This is a genomic window from Ancylomarina euxina (assembly GCF_003863355.1).
Taxonomy (GTDB): domain Bacteria; phylum Bacteroidota; class Bacteroidia; order Bacteroidales; family Marinifilaceae; genus Ancylomarina; species Ancylomarina euxinus.
On sequence record NZ_QQWG01000013.1, the window covers coordinates 93,512 to 111,063 of the forward strand.

Annotated in this window: 10 protein-coding genes; 8 read left to right on the plus strand and 2 right to left on the minus strand. The window is 36.5% G+C overall.

Annotated elements, in window-relative coordinates; genetic code table 11:
• The first annotated feature begins 287 nt into the window (after window positions 1–287).
• The 6 genes from DWB61_RS12700 (at window position 288) to DWB61_RS12725 (ending at window position 9,760) form a co-directional block, all read left to right on the plus strand.
• Complete coding sequence (locus DWB61_RS12700) at window positions 288–839, plus strand: RNA polymerase sigma-70 factor (RefSeq protein WP_125031284.1); 552 nt, start codon at window positions 288–290, stop codon at window positions 837–839.
• Window positions 840–1,088: 249 nt separating this feature from the next.
• Window positions 1,089–2,267, plus strand: a complete 1,179-nt coding sequence (locus tag DWB61_RS12705; RefSeq protein ID WP_125031285.1) for a FecR family protein — start codon at window positions 1,089–1,091, stop codon at window positions 2,265–2,267.
• Window positions 2,268–2,357: 90 nt separating this feature from the next.
• On the plus strand, window positions 2,358–5,843 hold the full coding sequence (locus DWB61_RS12710) for a SusC/RagA family TonB-linked outer membrane protein (RefSeq protein WP_125031286.1): 3,486 nt from the start codon (window positions 2,358–2,360) through the stop codon (window positions 5,841–5,843).
• A gap of 60 nt (window positions 5,844–5,903) precedes the next feature.
• Window positions 5,904–7,283: a RagB/SusD family nutrient uptake outer membrane protein gene (locus tag DWB61_RS12715; RefSeq protein WP_125031287.1), complete on the plus strand. Its 1,380-nt coding sequence runs from the start codon at window positions 5,904–5,906 to the stop codon at window positions 7,281–7,283.
• 168 nt (window positions 7,284–7,451) lie between these two features.
• A complete protein-coding gene (locus DWB61_RS12720; RefSeq protein WP_158614416.1) occupies window positions 7,452–8,504 on the plus strand; it encodes a TlpA disulfide reductase family protein in 1,053 nt (350 codons plus the stop codon).
• A gap of 50 nt (window positions 8,505–8,554) precedes the next feature.
• On the plus strand, window positions 8,555–9,760 hold the full coding sequence (locus DWB61_RS12725) for a thioredoxin family protein (protein ID WP_125031289.1): 1,206 nt from the start codon (window positions 8,555–8,557) through the stop codon (window positions 9,758–9,760).
• A gap of 329 nt (window positions 9,761–10,089) precedes the next feature.
• Here DWB61_RS12725 and DWB61_RS12730 read toward each other — a convergent pair whose 3' ends face one another.
• Window positions 10,090–13,194, minus strand: coding sequence for an AsmA-like C-terminal region-containing protein (locus DWB61_RS12730; protein WP_125031290.1), 3,105 nt, complete (start codon window positions 13,192–13,194; stop codon window positions 10,090–10,092).
• 5 nt (window positions 13,195–13,199) lie between these two features.
• Window positions 13,200–13,565, minus strand: a complete 366-nt coding sequence (locus tag DWB61_RS12735; RefSeq protein WP_125031291.1) for a lipocalin family protein — start codon at window positions 13,563–13,565, stop codon at window positions 13,200–13,202.
• 554 nt (window positions 13,566–14,119) lie between these two features.
• Between DWB61_RS12735 and DWB61_RS17800 the strand changes: the two genes are divergently transcribed.
• Both DWB61_RS17800 and katG read left to right on the plus strand, forming a co-directional pair.
• Window positions 14,120–14,488 carry a hypothetical protein gene (locus DWB61_RS17800; protein WP_225423391.1) on the plus strand — a complete coding sequence of 123 codons (369 nt, stop codon included), beginning with the start codon at window positions 14,120–14,122 and terminating at the stop codon, window positions 14,486–14,488.
• A 544-nt stretch (window positions 14,489–15,032) separates the two neighbouring features.
• Window positions 15,033–17,195: a catalase/peroxidase HPI gene (katG, locus tag DWB61_RS12745; protein ID WP_125031292.1), complete on the plus strand. Its 2,163-nt coding sequence runs from the start codon at window positions 15,033–15,035 to the stop codon at window positions 17,193–17,195.
• Window positions 17,196–17,552 lie beyond the last annotated feature (357 nt).

The window sequence follows — 17,552 nt, forward strand, 5'->3', positions numbered from 1 at the left end:
GTAAGACTTAGACTAGACAAGCTGGTCCCTGAATTGAGGGAATACATATTCTTTTTATGCTTAAAGATGAAAAGGTTGATCAGGGACCAAATGTTTATAAGTTATAAAGCTAAATTATAATCAAATGCATATAATAGGGCCAGTTTCTTATATAGGATCTGGCCTATTTTGTGAGAGATAAGTTTGTTTTGTAAGTCAGGATTTCTAAGAATTAGTTGTATTTTGGGCCTCTTAAAGTGAGGGCTTTTTTGTAAAATCAATATCCTTTTCTATTTTTAGCACCTACTATGAACAATCAGGAGCAACTAATTATACAGAAATTACAGAATGGCGAAGAGTCTGGTTTGCGCCAAATGTTTGATCTGTATTATTCTCCTCTCTGTGTATTCGCTTTAAAATATATCGATTCTTTTGATCTTGCTGAGGATCTGGTTCAAGATATATTTATTGGTTTTTGGGAAAATAATCGGGTTGAACAGCTAAATACTTCTTTAAAATCCTATCTTTTTACATCTGTAAAAAACAATGCTCTGAATTATATTCGTAAAAACAAGAAGTATCGAATCGAGGAGTTGGATGATGAATTCGATATGATGATGGATGATTCTTTTGATCCTGAAGATTTAGAGCAGATGAAGCTAAAACTTTATCAGGAATTAGAAAATCTGTCCCAGCAAAGCAGAATCGTGTTTGAAGCCATCATCTTTCAGAATATGAAATACAAGGATGTTGCTGAAGATTTAGATATTTCGGTTAATACCGTTAAAACACATTTTGCACGTGCCCTTAAACAACTACGAGGGTCCTTCGATATAATTCTTATGATTATGCTTCCGTAGTTTGATGGTTGATCCCCCTCAACCGTTCTCTAATTTATGCTTAAATGAATATTTGAGTTAATCGTATCTATTCTTATTAACTTTATCTTTTTTTTCGTGGTAAGGTTTTGATTATCTGGTGTTAAAAGATTCTTTTTGAACTTAGCTGTTTTTTTTTTTCATTTTTTTTGTCACCCATTTCGTGTTTCATCAATCCTAATAATAAAGAAGTAGGATTCATGACATCTTACACGATCGAATTAATATAGAATGGAATTAAAAGAGGAACATATTATCAATTGGGTTATCAACTATTCAAAAGGTGAATTGTCTGATACACAAAAAAGAGATTTAGACCATTTTCTTTCAGAAAATGAGGCAAATAAGCATCTGTTTAATTCTTATCGTGCGCTTTATATTAAGGGGCGTTCAGTAACTTTTTACAGTCAGCTTAATCAGCTTGAGGCTTGGAATCAGATTGCCTCAAATATTACAAAAAAGAAATCTAAGATTCGAAAATTGTCTGCATGGTTTTCTTATGCAGCTGCTGTTTTGATTATTGCTTTGGTCAGTACCCTTGTTTTAATGAATCAGGTTGAGAAAGTTGACTTTTCAAAGGATTATAATTTTGCGGAATTAGCCCAAAAAGGAAATAAGGATGCAACCTTAACCTTAGCGGATGGCTCAAAGGTTAAATTACAAAATGATGTTGAGCAATTGATATCCGAGAAAGATGGGACTCAGATTTCTAAAGATTCGTCTAATACCATAGCTTATACCTCTCAGACAAAAGAACAGATTGCTTTGCTTTATAATACAATTGATGTTCCTAGAGGAGGTGAGTATTCATTAAAACTATCCGATGGAACTCAAGTTTGGTTGAATGCGGATACCAAATTGAGATACCCCGTTAAGTTTATAGGTGATAAAAGGGAGGTTTTTCTAAAGGGAGAGGCTTATTTTGAAGTTGCTCACAATAAGCAAGCTCCTTTTGTGGTTCATGCGCATGATTCAGAGGTAAAAGTTTTGGGAACCAAATTTAATGTGTCGGGATATGATGATCAGGATTTTATTGCAACAACGCTTGTCGAAGGATCTGTACAGGTCAGCAATTTAAATCAAAGCGAAATATTAAGGCCTGGTTATCAATCAAACATCATCAGAGGGAAAAATGGGATTGAGCTTAGAGAAGTAGATACAAACTTGTATACCTCTTGGGTGAGTGGTGTTTACGAATTCGAGAATATGGAGCTGGAATACATCATGACTCAATTGGGAAGATGGTATGATGTTGAGTTCTTTTTTATGGAAGAAAAATACAAGCATATCCGTTTTACGGGTGCATTTGAAAAAGAGAATTCTTTTGAGTACGCGCTTGATATGATTGAACACATTGCAGATGTGGATTTTGCAATTAAAGGAAAGTATATAATCGTCGGAAGACAATAAAAAAACGGGAAATATTTGCCGTATTTCCCGTTAGTGATAATTAAAAACCATTGTTGACGCAATGGCATTAAGTAACCTAAACCCAAAAGTATGAAAAAATTAGGAAAGTGGAGGTGTTTATCACCTGCCATTGGTAAAATCGCACGTATTATGAAGATAAGTGTATTTTTAGTGTTAGTCTGCTCCATGCAATTGTCTGCATCGGTGATGTTGGGGCAACAGGTGAGTATTCATGCTGGTGAAATGACCGTGAGGGAGGTTTTTAAAGAGTTTAAAACTCAGACAGGAACTTTTTTTATGTACAGTGAAGAAGATATTAGCCTCGATTTGACAGTTGATGTTGATTTTTCACAGGTGAGTTTAGAAGAAGCTTTGCAAGAGATTTGTAAGCAAGTTGCGTTAAGCTACGAAATAGTGGATAACTATGTTCTGATCACTAAGAAACCATCTCTTGTAGAATTACCTTTGCAAGAACAGAAGAAAGAACTCAAAGGTACCGTAACGGACTCTGATGGGAATACTTTGCCAGGGGTTTCTGTTGTTGTAAAAGGGACAACAATTGGTGTGGCTACAGACATTGACGGGAATTATGCCATTCAATTTGATAATGAAAATGCTATCATGGTTTTTTCTTTTGTCGGAATGCTTCGTCAGGAAGTCCTTTATACAGGTCAAGCGGTCCAGAATATCATCTTGCTTCCGGATTCAAAACAAGTGTCAGAGGTTGTGGTAACGGGATATCAAACTATTTCTAAGGAGCGTGCCACGGGTGCCTTTGAAAAAGTAGGTGTTAAGGTGTTGGATGAAAAATCAACCTTTAAGGTATTGGATAAACTTGAAGGACAAACCTCAGGTGTATTGTTCGACGAATCAGGTAATATGACAATTCGAGGAGTATCCACAATGAATGCCAATAGAGATCCTTTGGTTGTCGTAGATGGATTCCCGATTGAAGGTCATGTAGAAACCTTAAATCCTGATGATATTGAAAGCATTACCGTATTGAAAGATGCGGCTGCTGCATCTATTTGGGGAGCAAGAGCGGCTAATGGTGTCATCGTTATTGTATCTAAAAAGAATGGCAAAAAAGGAAAGCCTCGTGTAGAGTTTTCTTCAAGCTTATCCATGACGGGGGAACCTGATTTGGATGATCAACCTGTTGTTTCCACTGCATCATTTTTAGAAATGGAAAAGTTTTTAGCTGATAATGGCTGGCAAACAATGCCTACGGGTGCAAATCAGTATCCAATTACGCAGGGGATGGATACCTACTTGAGATTAAATGATGGGCAAATTTCAGAAGCAGAAGCTAATCAGATACTTGATGGCTATAGAAAGGTGGATGTACGTAATGAATTTGCCGATTTGTTTTTAAGAAAACAAGTTCGTCAACATTATAACCTTTCGATTAGTGGTGCAGGAGAGAAAAATAATTATTATATGTCATTAGGTTATGATGATAATGATAATTTCTCGAAAGGGAACGATAGTGATCGTTTAATCGCGAATATAAAAATTAGTTCAGAACTATCAGATCGTATTAGTGTTAATGCGGGCGTATCCGCAACACTTAGAAATCAATACAGCAATGGGATTTCCATTGGTAGTTTGGGCAGTGTTTCGCAGTATCAGACCATCTTAGATGCTAATGGAGATTATGTGCCGCAACCACAGTCCTATTACCAACCCACTAAGGAGGCTTTAGTTGCTCAGGGATATCCTTATAATTGGGACTATAATTTGTATCAAGAGTATCAAAACAAGGATAATTCGATAAAGAACACCGATTTAAGAATGAATTTTGGGTTAAATATTAAGTTACTCAAAGGGCTTGATTTTGAAGGTCGATATCAGTATGAGTGGGGAAATGAAGAGGGTGAAAACCTTTATAACGAAGAAACTTATAATGTAAGGGGCTTTGTTAATAGATTTACATATATTGATGATGATGGCAGCATTGTTACAAATGCGCCTAAAGGACATATCTTTTCAGAGTCCTTTTATAAGAAAAAGTCTTATACAACCCGAGGACAGTTGAGTTTTAATCGAGCTTTTGATGCAAATAAACATCAGATTAATGCAATTGCGGGTATGGAGGTGCGAAAAACGACTAGCGAGTCTTCATCTTATCGTAAATATGGTTATGACCCTCAAAGCCTGCAGTTTGTGAGCATCAACCATAATGAGAGATATCCAATGGCAATTAGTGGTAGTAAAGGAAGAATAAGTGATGATACAAAATACTTGCAAGAAGAGGATCGATTTATTTCTTATTACACTAATACAGCTTATACCTACAATGATAAGTATACGGTAACAGCGAGTGCTCGTTTGGATGATTCCAACTTATTTGGTGCCGATTCTAAATATCGCAATGTTCCACTTTGGTCTACGGGTATCAACTGGCAATTGCATAAGGAAGATTTTATGACATCAGACTTGATAAACCGATTGACCCTAAGAATGACTTATGGGACTAATGGGAATGTTTCAAAGACAACAAGTCCATACCTAATCGCACAAGTGACAAAAGATTATAGGGATCAGCATCAATACGCTTATATTAAAAACCCTAAGAATCCAAGTTTGCGTTGGGAAAAAACAGCTGTAGTCAATTTTGGACTTGATTATGCATTATGGAACAATCGAATTTCAGGATCTCTTGAATATTATTCAAGAAAGAGTACGGATCTTTTAGGAAATGTTTCGTTGAATTCGACTTATGGCTTTACCAGTGCTTTGATGAATTTTGCAGAAATGTCGAACAAGGGGGTTGATGCATCTTTACTTGTGAAACTTGTTGATAAGCAGGTGAAATGGAATACGAGTTTAAACTTTTCGTATAATAAAAACAGAGTAGAGAAAGTGGAAATGCCTGACGAAACGGTTTCAAGTTATATGAGTGGAACAGCTAGGGTTGGAAAGCCTCTTAACTATATGTATAGTTACAAATGGGCCGGACTCTCTTCAGAAGGTTTTCCGCAGGTGTTTAATGAAAAGGGAGAGGCTATTGATTATGAAACACGATTGGATGATCCTACCGCACTTAAGTACGAAGGAACAATGACACCTAAATATTATGGTAGTTTGAATAATGTTGTTACTTATAAGGGGTTTAGATTGAGTATGTTGATGACTTATAAGTTGGGATATAAGTTTAGAATTCCTACTATAGACTACAGTTCTTTGAAATCGTCATTAAAAAGAAATTGGGTACACGAAGATTACGATAAGCGCTGGCAACAAGCAGGGGATGAAGCGCACACTGATGTGCCGGTTTTGCCTGCAAATTTTAGCCAAATTGGAGGGTATTTTGGATCTTATAGCAGTGGTGCAAGTCATCTGGTTGAGAGTGCATCCCACATTCGTTTTAAAGAGGTGATTTTATCTTATAATTTGCCTAAAGAATGGTTTAAATCTTTAGGAATTAATGCTCTTGTTATTGGAACTCAGGTTAGAAACTTAGGCGTTATCACATTTAACAATTCGGGTATTGACCCTGAGAATATACCTGGTTTGGGTAAATATGGAAATTCAAACCCAGAATATACATTTAGTCTGAAAGCGACATTTTAATTGATAAACCAATGGAATAAGAGGCCGGTTTAAAGCCTCTTTCATTTAAAAATATTTCAAATGAAAAATTTAATTTATTTATTCATTTTAGCCTTACTAATTACTTCGTGCAATGGTGATGAATGGCTGGATATTAAGCCGAAAGGAAAGGTTATCCCCAATAAGGTGGACGATTATCGCCTTTTATTGGACCAAACACAAAACCTAGGTAAATCAGAAGCAATATTTTCAACCACAGGAGGTGATTTATTTCTAACAGATGATGTTGTAATAGGTGAGTATATTTTTGATAACTCTTACGGGGAAAATTCTCGTAATGCTTATACTTTTGAAGCGCATACGTACTTGGAAATTGAAGAAGATGATGATTGGCAAGTTTCCTACAATCAAATCTATGTAAGTAATGTTGTGATCGAAGAGGTTCTGGAGACTAGTGGTAAACAAAGTGAAAAAGAGGCCTTGTATGCTGAAGCAAAGGTGCACAGAGCTTACGCTTATTTGAATTTGGTAAACCTTTATAGCAAACACTACAATGATGCAACGGCCGGCGCAGATCTTGGTGTGCCAATGCGATTGGATGGTGCCATCGAAGGAAATTTAAAAAGAGGGACTGTACAAGAGGTATATGATCTGATACTATCTGATTTAAAAGAAGTTTATGACTACTTACCAGATGTGCCTGAATTTTCATTTCGACCTTCGAAAGCTGCTGTAAACGCTCTTTTAGCGAGAACCTACCTGTTGATGGGAGACTTTGATAAGGCATTGGTCAATGCTAATAAAAGTTTGGATATATATAGTTTCATGTACAATTACAATGATTTCGGGAAAAATGCCTGGTATTCAACGGCTTTGGATATGCCTGATTTTTACGAAAATAAAGAGCAGATCTTATTAAAACAACCTCAAAATAAATATCAATTAATTTACCCAAGTGAGGCGCTTTCTAATTTGTATGATAAGACCAACGACTGGCGTTATGATGGGATGATGTATGCAGAATGGTTTCCTCCTTATACAAATATGATGTTTTTACAGGAGTATATGGTTGGCAGATCAAGTGGGCTATCTGTACCTGAAATGTTATTGATTAGAGCAGAATGCCATGCCAGAGCTGGTGCTGCAGATTTAGCGATGGATGATATAAATACAATTCGTCAAAATAGAATCAAAACGGCTGCTTATCTTCCATTAACAGCGGCAGGTGTAACTGAAGCATTACAGTTGGTTAAAGAGGAGAGAAGACGAGAATTAGCATTCTTAGGTGCAAGATGGTTTGATATCAAACGCTACAATACCTACGATAATGCAAACATTTCTATTGACCATAGTATAAATGACGAAAGTCATGTTTTGGCTCCTGGTGATAATAAGTGGGTGTTACCAATTGCTCGAAAATACATTCTTAAAAATTCTGAAATAGAGCAAAACCCTCGTTAATAGAATTATTTAGTTCTCTAGGACATAGTCCTAATCCTATTAGATGCCCCGGATTTTTTCCGGGGCTAATTTCGGTATCTGACTATTTTAAAGATCCGGTTTGAATTTCGTGATGTGTTCTGCTACTTCACGCTATTGTTCGTTTAATTAACACTTATTTATTTCATGATGAATTTATTTAAAGTATTTGCTATTATGGCAATCGCTGCTCTATTATCATGCAGCAAAGCGACTGATACCTGCCTAATCAAGGGCCAATTGTCGGGTGGTGATGGAGAGCTTGTAATTTACCCTTATCAGGAGGTTCACTCAAAAAAGGAAGCTGACAGTTTGAGTTATAAGGCAAAAATAAGTAATGGGAAATTTGAAATCGAACTGGATGGAGAATTGGTTTGTCGATTGATGAATATCAAAATAGGGAATGAGTTGAAACGCTATGATGTTTTTACTGAACCAGGCATTATACATTTAGGAGAGAAGGATGGAAAACTGATAGCAAAAGGTTCTTCTTTAAATGATGAATATTATCGGTTATTAAATGAGCTTAATTACGAGGCTTATGATAAGATTAAATATAAGAAAGTTTTGAGTGCAGAAGAGCAGAAATTAAAAGATGAGTACAATCGTAATTTATGGGAACTTATCGGAACGAATTCTGCTAGTATTCCCTTAAGTTATCTGTTCTATCAAAAATACTGGGGGGCAGATGCTTCAAGCTTAAATAAAATAATAAATACCTTTTCAAAGGATATTCATCAATCCTATTATCTAAAAAAAGTGATTAACCGAAGAGATAATCAGCAACGAGTGGCCATTGGAAATCCAGCTCCGGACTTTAGCTTAAAATCGAATGATGGTCAGGATGTATCTCTGGAGATGTACAAAGGCAAATACTTGTTGGTGGATTTCTGGGCATCGTGGTGTGGACCTTGCCGTGCAGAGATTCCAAATCTGAAAAAGGTTTTTGCGAATTATCACTCAAAGGGATTGGATATTTTAAGTGTAAGCACAGATGCCAGAGAAAAGGCCTGGCTAAAGGCTGTAGATGCAGAACAAATGCCCTGGGAACAAGTTCGCGATACCAAATCAATCAGTGATGTGTACAATATTACGGCTATTCCTATGATCATTTTGATTGATCCCGAAGGTAAGATTATGGATAAAGGCCTTCGCGGGGAGGGGCTACAAAAAAAGTTGGATGAGATCTTAATGCATAAATAAGCTTAGGATGAGTTGAATATAGATTTTATCAAATCGTTTAAACAAAAGGGATGAAAAAAATATTAATAATAGTCGTGAGCATGTTTGCATGTGGGAGTTTATTCTCTCAAGGGATTGAATTTAAACACGGCACTTTTAATGAAGCTTTGGCAAAAGCTAAGAAAGAAAATAAACTGCTTTTTATGGATTGCTATACCTCATGGTGTGGTCCATGTAAGTATCTGTCGGAGACTATTTTTTCACAAAAGGAAGTTGGTGATTTTTTCAATAAGAATTTTGTGAGTTTTAAAATGGATATGGAAAAGGGTGAAGGGATTGAGCTTTGTAAAAAGTATCAGGTGAAGTCTTTTCCAACTCTACTGTTTATTGATGCTAAAGGGAGTGTAGTTCATAAATTGGTTGGAGGAATGCCTGGCGAGGAATTAATTAAGGGCGCACAAGCTGCTTTAAACCCAAACTTGAGAATTGGAACATTAAGAGAAAAATTTGAAGGTGGTAACAGAGAATATGAATTCCTGTTGACTTATTTGACTGCGGTAAAAAGACAATACGATAAAGTGAACATACCATTGGTATCTAAAGCTTTAATTGAAAATTATTCTCTCGAAAAATTTTTAACCAAGGATTTGTTTTATGTCATTAGTGGAGCGAATATTAATTATGTCAGTAAAGAGTATCGCTACCTAGTCCAAAATAAAGACGTTCTTATAAATAAAGTTGGTGCAAAAGAATGTGATGCTGTTTTAAGAAAAGCGATAAGAACTCACTTATTTCAATTTGCAGAAGAATGCTTTAGCCTTACTGATTTAAAAAAGGAAATCGAAAAATGTAAAAAAGACAAGGTGTACTTGAATATTGAAGATTTAGAAAGAGATTTGAGTTATACTTATTGCTTTGCACATGGGCAATTAAAAAAATGGTTTGATTTAAAATTACAGGAAGCGGCGAATTTAAAAGGAAGTCCAAACTATGTTTATGTCATGCATAATATTGGTGATGAGGTCGTAAGAAATCCCAAGTTTAAAGGTTCTGAAGAATCAATTAATAGAGCACTTAAAATTGGACATGAATTGGCAGATAATGACGATGGGGTGATTATGGGTAATTTTTTATTGGCTAAGCTTTATTTAAAGGTCGGAAATAAAGAAAAAGCACAAAAGCATTATGATCTGTTTATTGAAATAAATGGAGAAGCTGGTGGAAATAATACGCATCCTTCTGTTGCAAAAGTAAAGAATGCTATAGATCTTTTGTAGGAAATAATATGATCTGAATTGTGGATGGCTACGCAATTAATATAACACCTCCACTTCGGGGGTGTTATATTATTCTACTTAAGTTGAGATGTTTCTTAATTAAAGTTGCATACAGTGAGTTCATGTACGATAGCGAATATCTCCAATACAATTTATCCATGGCGTCCAATTCGTTTCCAAATATCTACTGGCCTTATACCTGTGAGTGAAATAGACGGTATAAGGAACTAATAGCCATAAGACAAAAAATCCTAACAAGCATTTAGGCTGTTAGGATTTTTAGATTTCACTTGGGTAGGCTCAAGTTTAACGGATGATATTTTATAATTCTATTCAACCGGCTTAACATTCTCCTTAAGCGATTCCGAAATCAGCTTTTTCAAACGTAAAGTTTGTGCCTCCATGGCGCCTTGCTTTTTAGGATCGTAAAGATGTTTATACTGACAAGGAACAAGCTTATATTTTAAATCATCCATAGTGCCTCTTACATTGAGCCCTAATCGAAGAGGTAATGGCGTATCGGTTACCGATATGTGATAGTTAAAGCGATTATCCATGGTATGACGTCCGGAAATAACGGCTTTATAATTATCCATCACAATAAGGAAAGGATATAAATCAATTTCATCTTTAAAGAGAGTCATCTCAACACTCAGGCTATCGATCACATTTTCTGTTTTTTTCTTAAACAGAAGTTTGTTGGCAATCATGTCAAATGTTTCGGTATCCATAAGGGTTAGTTCCTGTCCCTGGAAAGCCGCCGCACCACGAATTGTCGATTGTTTAAGAGAGTAATCGCTCTTAAGATAGGTCTCTCCGGCCAAATGAAATTCACCTTTCCCTTTGAATGATTTTAGCATGGGAATAATGGTATCAACTGAAGGAATCAGATCAATGAGTTCAGCAATATCAATATCTAAAAGGTGAAAGTCGATGCCAGAAAAAAGGTGATTTTTTCTGTCGGAACGGTACATGGCCGTTAACTGCATATTGGCGGCCTTACTTGTAAAACCCATTTGGTCCAGAACAAGTGTCCCATCTTTAATGGTTAGTCCACCTTTTATATTTTCAATAATATTCTCATTGACCACAGTCTGATCGATGCTTGTGTTTAATCGAATTTCAACACCTTTGGGTACCATAAAGGGATCGTCTTCTGATTTAATCGTTTCATTGCTCGCAAGACTTGAATCCTGACTCCCCATGCCGTTAAAAATGTCCATCAGCTCATAGACATTGGTGTTTTTAGAGATTAAATTAAACTCGCCCTTAAGCAGAGATTCATCCTTAAGATACTTCGAGATATCGGTCAGTTCACCGCTAAGATTAAAGTCAGAATCACCTAAAGTTACATTGGCTTTCTTAATCGCCATGGTGTCGGCATTAAGTGTAAAGGATATGTTTGGAATTTGACCGTTTAACTGCTTACCCAAGTCATAAATGGCATCGGAGAAACGGACAGCCACTTCGGGCTGCCATTTTAGTATAACATTATTTTGAGAGTCGTCGTACTTCAGATTGGTTTTGGCATACAGCTCTTTAGCATCAAACAGAGTCGAGTCTTTGCTGGCAATAACAATTTGCTGACTATTGATTGTAGAATGAATAAGAGCAATCTCTTGTTTGGCATTAAGCCTTGGAGCATATTTCATTTGGCCATCTGCATGATTGGCGCAAATAGATAATGTGTCGGCTGCAGCATAAAGGCTGTCAAATTTAAATCGACAAGACGATAGTGGCGCAGAAAGGCCTTTTGCCAGTTGATTGATGTCGACCTCTAACTCAATATTTTTAGTCATAGCGCGCATAGTATGCGACATGTTGATATCAAATTGGGGTGCATCCATTTTGATTTTGGCAAACAGAAGGTTTTTGTCTGCTTTGCTTTGGCTGGGTAAATTAAGTTGAAGCTTTGCCGAAGGCAGGTTCACTTTTATACTGTCTTCGTAGGTCGCATAAAAATCCTGAGTCTCGAAATCGCCTCTTAAATAGATACGGTGATAGGCCTCTGTGTCCAAATCAGACTGAGAAAATCGGGTATGCAGATTGCCATTAAGCGAACCTTTAATGCTGATGTTTTGATCTTTGGGTATAAAGGACTTGAAATCGGCTAAATTAAAATCACCTTTCGTATAAACGTCATAGACTGGCGTTTCCAAAATGTTCGAAATTTCACCTTTAAGAGAAAGGCTGCTGTGCGCTATTTGCGCAGAACTACTATTGATCGTAATAGCCGAAGTCTGGTTTTTATTCAGATCCACCTGAGTCGACATCGATAATTGAATAGCCTTAACTCCAGGATAAGTGGCGTATTTAATTTCGCCTTTTTCGTATTTTATATTGGCTTTGATAAGGGGCATGCTTGTGTCAGATACAAGCCCTTTTACCGATCCTGAGATTTGCGCGTAACCCTTAGCCGTCAGATCTTTTAAGGGCGCCGAATAGGCTTTAGGAATAAGCGCTATAATTTTCTCAATATCCAATTCCTTGCTTGAGTATCTTAGGTCGGTCGATATTGAATAATCTTTCAAGAGTTTAACCAAACCACTAAATGAGACTTCTTGCTCATCGTTAACAATGAGTTTTGACTCTTCTAGATCGTAGCTGTTTTCGGATAGCTTGCAATTAAAAGGCAAGTGAGTGTCAACTTTCATCTGAGATAAAAGGGTATCACCAGCCATAGAAACCGACATGGCCTGACAAACCAATTTTAAGTCGGTATTGAATTGGTTTTTATCCTTAGCTTTAGCCTTAATGTTCAGATCACAGTTCCTGGCATCAAGATAAAGAGCCATTGAGTCGGATGTTGTAAACAGCAATCGATTTAATTGCATATTCAAACCCAAAGACTGGTTCTCCTTGTTGTATTTAAGTTCGAGTCTGGCATTTAAGTCGCTAAGCTTCGCCATTCTTAATGTTGACTCATCCGTATAATGAACCTTACAATTCTTAAATTCCACATGACTCATATCCATATCACCCAAGGATGAGGCTTCAGTATCCGCTTCTGAGGAATCGGAACCGCTTTTTAAAATATCGAAATTAGACTGGCCATGCGAGTCTATTTTAAAATTCAAAACTGCATTTTCAAGGAGAAAGGGGTCAAGCTTTATATCGCCGCCCCATAAGTAGGCCATCACATTTGCGGATGCAAAGCATTTAGATGCGTATAAGAGCGTATCTGATTTTGGGGCATTATTCTCTCTTAGACAGAGATTCGTCAGCTCAATCCCAAAAAACGGATAGCTACTAAAAAAAGTGGGTTCAATTTTTTCTATCATCGTCTGGCAGGACAAATAGGCTTTTGCCTGTTTAATAACGATTGGGCTTAATTTTTCTGGTGTAAAAAGATACCAAAGGCCTATTCCTGCAGTTAGTATCAATACAAAAACCAATCCCAGTAAAGCGACTCCAACTTTTTTTAATATACGCATTTTACCTATTGTTTACTGAATGATGTTGTTTCTCCGTAAGCGTCTTGATACTCCATTGATGTTGCTGTTAAATTCGTAATGGTGTATACCTTTGGCACGTTACCGCCATTCACGATGATATGAATTTGCTCCAACTGATCTTTGTCAATCGTCCAGCTAAACTTCTGAGCTTCTGCTTCTGTTACATCATCGGCAGTATCCCAGGTCGCTCCTGATTTATCTAAATCGTATCTCTCGAACAAAGTGCCACTTTTCCATTTTCCAATGATTAATGACTCATCAAAACTGGCTTGGGTGTCCTCTTTAGTACAGGAGGTTGAGAAAAGCGCTGCTATTGCAAGGCTTAAAAGAATTAATGCTAAGCGTTTCATCTATTTATAGTTTGTTTATGATTTACTTATTTCTTACTCAGGAATAAACTACAAAAATAAGACTTTATTGTCGAAAATGAATGAAAGCTGATTTCTTAATTATGAAAATAATGAAATATTAGATGTTATTTCTCATAATGGTTTGGATGATATTAGGATTGTCGAAGAATCGAAGGATGGGGAAGCTATCCCACAAAACAATGCCAATATTAGTATTCATAATTATGTAGATCTATTCTGTTTTATGTTTGTTAGTGGTTTTGTTTAATCCGAATTGTTTGTAAACTTGTTTTCATAAATTTGCGAGATTTTAGGCACAGGCTCTGGTCTGTACCTTTAGTTATGGCTCTTAGGGATTGAATTAATTGTGATTCGTTCTTGCAAAAATCGTAAGTGTATTAGTAACTGTTCGATGTCTTAGTGTCTTATTTTTTTAAGTGTTTATGGTAATGTTCGTGTGGTAGGAGTAAATCGCAAGTGAGCATTTAAACAAGCTTATAACAGAAACATATGAAACTTATGAAAATTAAAAAAAAACGTTGAAAAAATGACCTTTGGTAACAGCAACAATTTTTTCAACTTTAAATCTATTCTCACAAACGGACAAAGGAAAGACTATAATATCAATTGATGGAAACTATATAAAGTCAACGACAGAAAATGGTGTGACGCAAAATCAAAATGTTACGCAAGGCAAATATTTGGATGTTGGAGCTTCTATTGGATGTTTTATAACAAATAGATTTATAGCAGGTTTCGGACTTGATTATAGTTGGGAAAAAGAAGTCAGAACCAATAATTTAATGATCAACAAGTACTATCAAACTGAAAGAACAAACATAAAATCTAAGGCTCTTTTATCCAATATTTTTTTAGGATATTATTATCCGATTGCCGACAGATATATGTCAACGCCAATCTAAAATTTAGCTACGGAAAAGTTAAGTCTGAGTATGACACCTTTTTGGCTGGTAAGGTTTATTATCAGTCTAGTACAGTGACTGAATTAACAAATGATTATGCTTCCTCGTATGCAATGAGCCAGGTCGGAAATTCAAAGCTTGATTTTTTTAGTGCAAATATTTTACCAGAATTAACTTATTTTATCTCTACTAAATTTAGTTTTTATCTCGGCTTGGGCGGAGTAAGTTATTCTTTACTTGATTGGAATACAGATAATTCTAATTGGACAATAAGCTTTAATCCAACTTGTTGGAAATTTGGAGTTAAAATAAGAATATAAAAAATGCCCGCCAAATAAAAATGAACTTGTGATTCCACACATCAAAGATACATGCATGATTTATTAATTTAAATTATGGTATCATTGAACATGTTAGTGTAAGCGAATCTGATAGGAAATTGCCTCGTAATCCCTCAAGACAGCCTACCTAAAACCTTAGCAACAAGCTTGGAAAACATAACGAAATGAATTAACTTGAGTTTTCAAAACTTAAAAGCATAGTTATGGAAGATTCAAGAAAAGGTAAATGCCCAGTTATGCACGGAGCAAATACAGATACTAATAGTTCCGTAATGAGTTGGTGGCCAGAGGCTCTCAATTTAGATATTTTGCATCAACACGATACTAAAACCAATGCACTTGGTGAGGACTTTAATTATCGAGAAGAATTTAAAAAACTTGATTTTGATGGACTTAAAAATGACCTGAAGAAACTGATGACTGACAGCCAAGACTGGTGGCCAGCAGATTGGGGACACTATGGTGGTTTAATGATTCGAATGGCATGGCATAGTGCCGGCACCTACCGTACTGCAGATGGGCGTGGGGGAAGCAATACAGGCAACCAACGTTTCGCACCTCTCAACAGTTGGCCCGACAATGTGAATCTCGACAAGGCCCGCCGTTTATTATGGCCTATAAAGAAAAAATATGGCAACAAAATTTCTTGGGCAGACTTGATGATTCTTGCTGGAAATATGGCTTATGAATCTATGGGATTCAAAACTTTTGGTTTTGCTGGGGGCCGTGAAGATATTTGGCATCCTGAAAAAGATATTTATTGGGGGGCAGAAAAAGATTGGTTAGGCAAAGACCGCTATTCAGATAAATCGGATGAAAAAACACTGGAAAATCCATTGGCAGCTGTTCAAATGGGGTTAATTTATGTAAATCCAGAAGGCGTTGATGGCAAACCTGACCCGCTAAAAACAGCCAAGGCAATGCGAGTTACATTCGAAAGAATGGCAATGAACGATGAAGAAACAGTTGCCTTAACAGCTGGTGGACATACTGTAGGAAAAGCACATGGAAACGGCGATGCTTCTATACTGGGTTTAAATCCAGAAGCTGCTGATATTCAAGAACAGGGATTCGGTTGGAAAAATCCCAAAGGAAAAGGTAATGCTGAAGATACGGTATCAAGCGGACTAGAAGGTGCCTGGACAACTCAACCTAACAAATGGAATAATACTTATTTTCACTTACTGTTTTCCTACGATTGGGAGATCAGAAAAAGTCCTGCAGGTGCGTCGCAATGGGAGCCGATAAATATAAAAGAAGAAGATAAACCTTTTGATGCTCATGTATCAGGAGTTCGCAGAAATCCAATCATGACTGATGCTGATATGGCATTGAAAATTGATCCTGAATACAGAAAAATTTCAGAGCGTTTTTACAAGGATCCCGAATATTTAGCTGAGGTATTTGCTAAGGCATGGTTTAAGCTTACGCATAGGGATCTGGGACCTAAAAGCAGATATTTAGGCACTGATATACCTAAAGAGGATTTGATTTGGCAAGACCCTATTCCAACGGTTAATTACACGCTGTCGGATGCAGAAATTGAAGATTTGAAACTAAAGCTTTTGAACTGCGGTTTAAGCCAAACCGAACTTATCAATACGGCATGGGATAGTGCAAGAACTTTTCGATCATCAGATTTTAGAGGGGGTGTAAATGGAGCAAGAATCCGCCTTACTCCTCAAAAAGATTGGGAAGGCAATGAACCTAAACGACTCGAAAAAGTACTTGCGAAACTTACAGAAATTCAGACAGGACTAAATAAAAAAGTAAGCATTGCCGATTTAATTGTTTTAGGCGGTAGTGCTGCCATAGAGAAAGCGGCTCAAGAAGCAGGTGTAAACATTAAAGTGCCGTTCGTATGGGGAAGAGGTGATGCAACAATGGAGATGACCGATGTGGAATCATTTTCAGTTCTTGAACCTTTACATGACGGTTTTAGAAACTGGCAGAAAAAAGAATATGCCGTAAAACCCGAAGAAATGCTTCTCGATAGAACCCAGTTGATGGGGCTTACTGCTATAGAAATGACTGCTTTAATTGGAGGGATGCGTGTTTTAGGAACAAATCATGGGGGGACAAAACATGGCGTGTTTACTGACAGAGAAGGAATTTTAACTAATGATTTTTTTGTAAATCTTACAGACATGAATTACAGATGGCAGCCTGTTTCTGATAAGCTTTATAATATTGTAGAAAGAAAAACAGGTGAAACTAAATGGACGGCGACAAGAGTTGATTTAGTTTTTGGATCTCATTCAATATTGCGGGCTTATGCAGAAGTTTATGCACAAGATGATAATAAAGAAAAATTTGTAAATGATTTTATAAAAGCATGGGTGAAAGTGATGAATGCAGACCGTTAAAATAAATTCTGCTAAGACCCACCCTCTTTGGATTTTGAATTGTTTTATACTTGAATTTAGTTAGTTGTTAAAAGGGCAGAAGCCGTAAAAGAATCGTTTGGTGAGACCTCTCACAAATTTTTATTTTTAATCTTTTTGGGTCGGATTAGATTTAAATGAAAACTCTAAGCGTATTCCTGGCATCTGTTCTTTTGTTTTTTTGAGACTGGTCCTCTTTGGTAAATGACTGAAGTCATAAAAACCTATTATGCAAAGGTTTGCGAAATTAAAAGTAGGAAAAAACACACTGCGGAGTGAAAAATCTCACTATATTTGCATGACTGATCAATAAGAATAAACGTGAGTCAGTATTTCTAA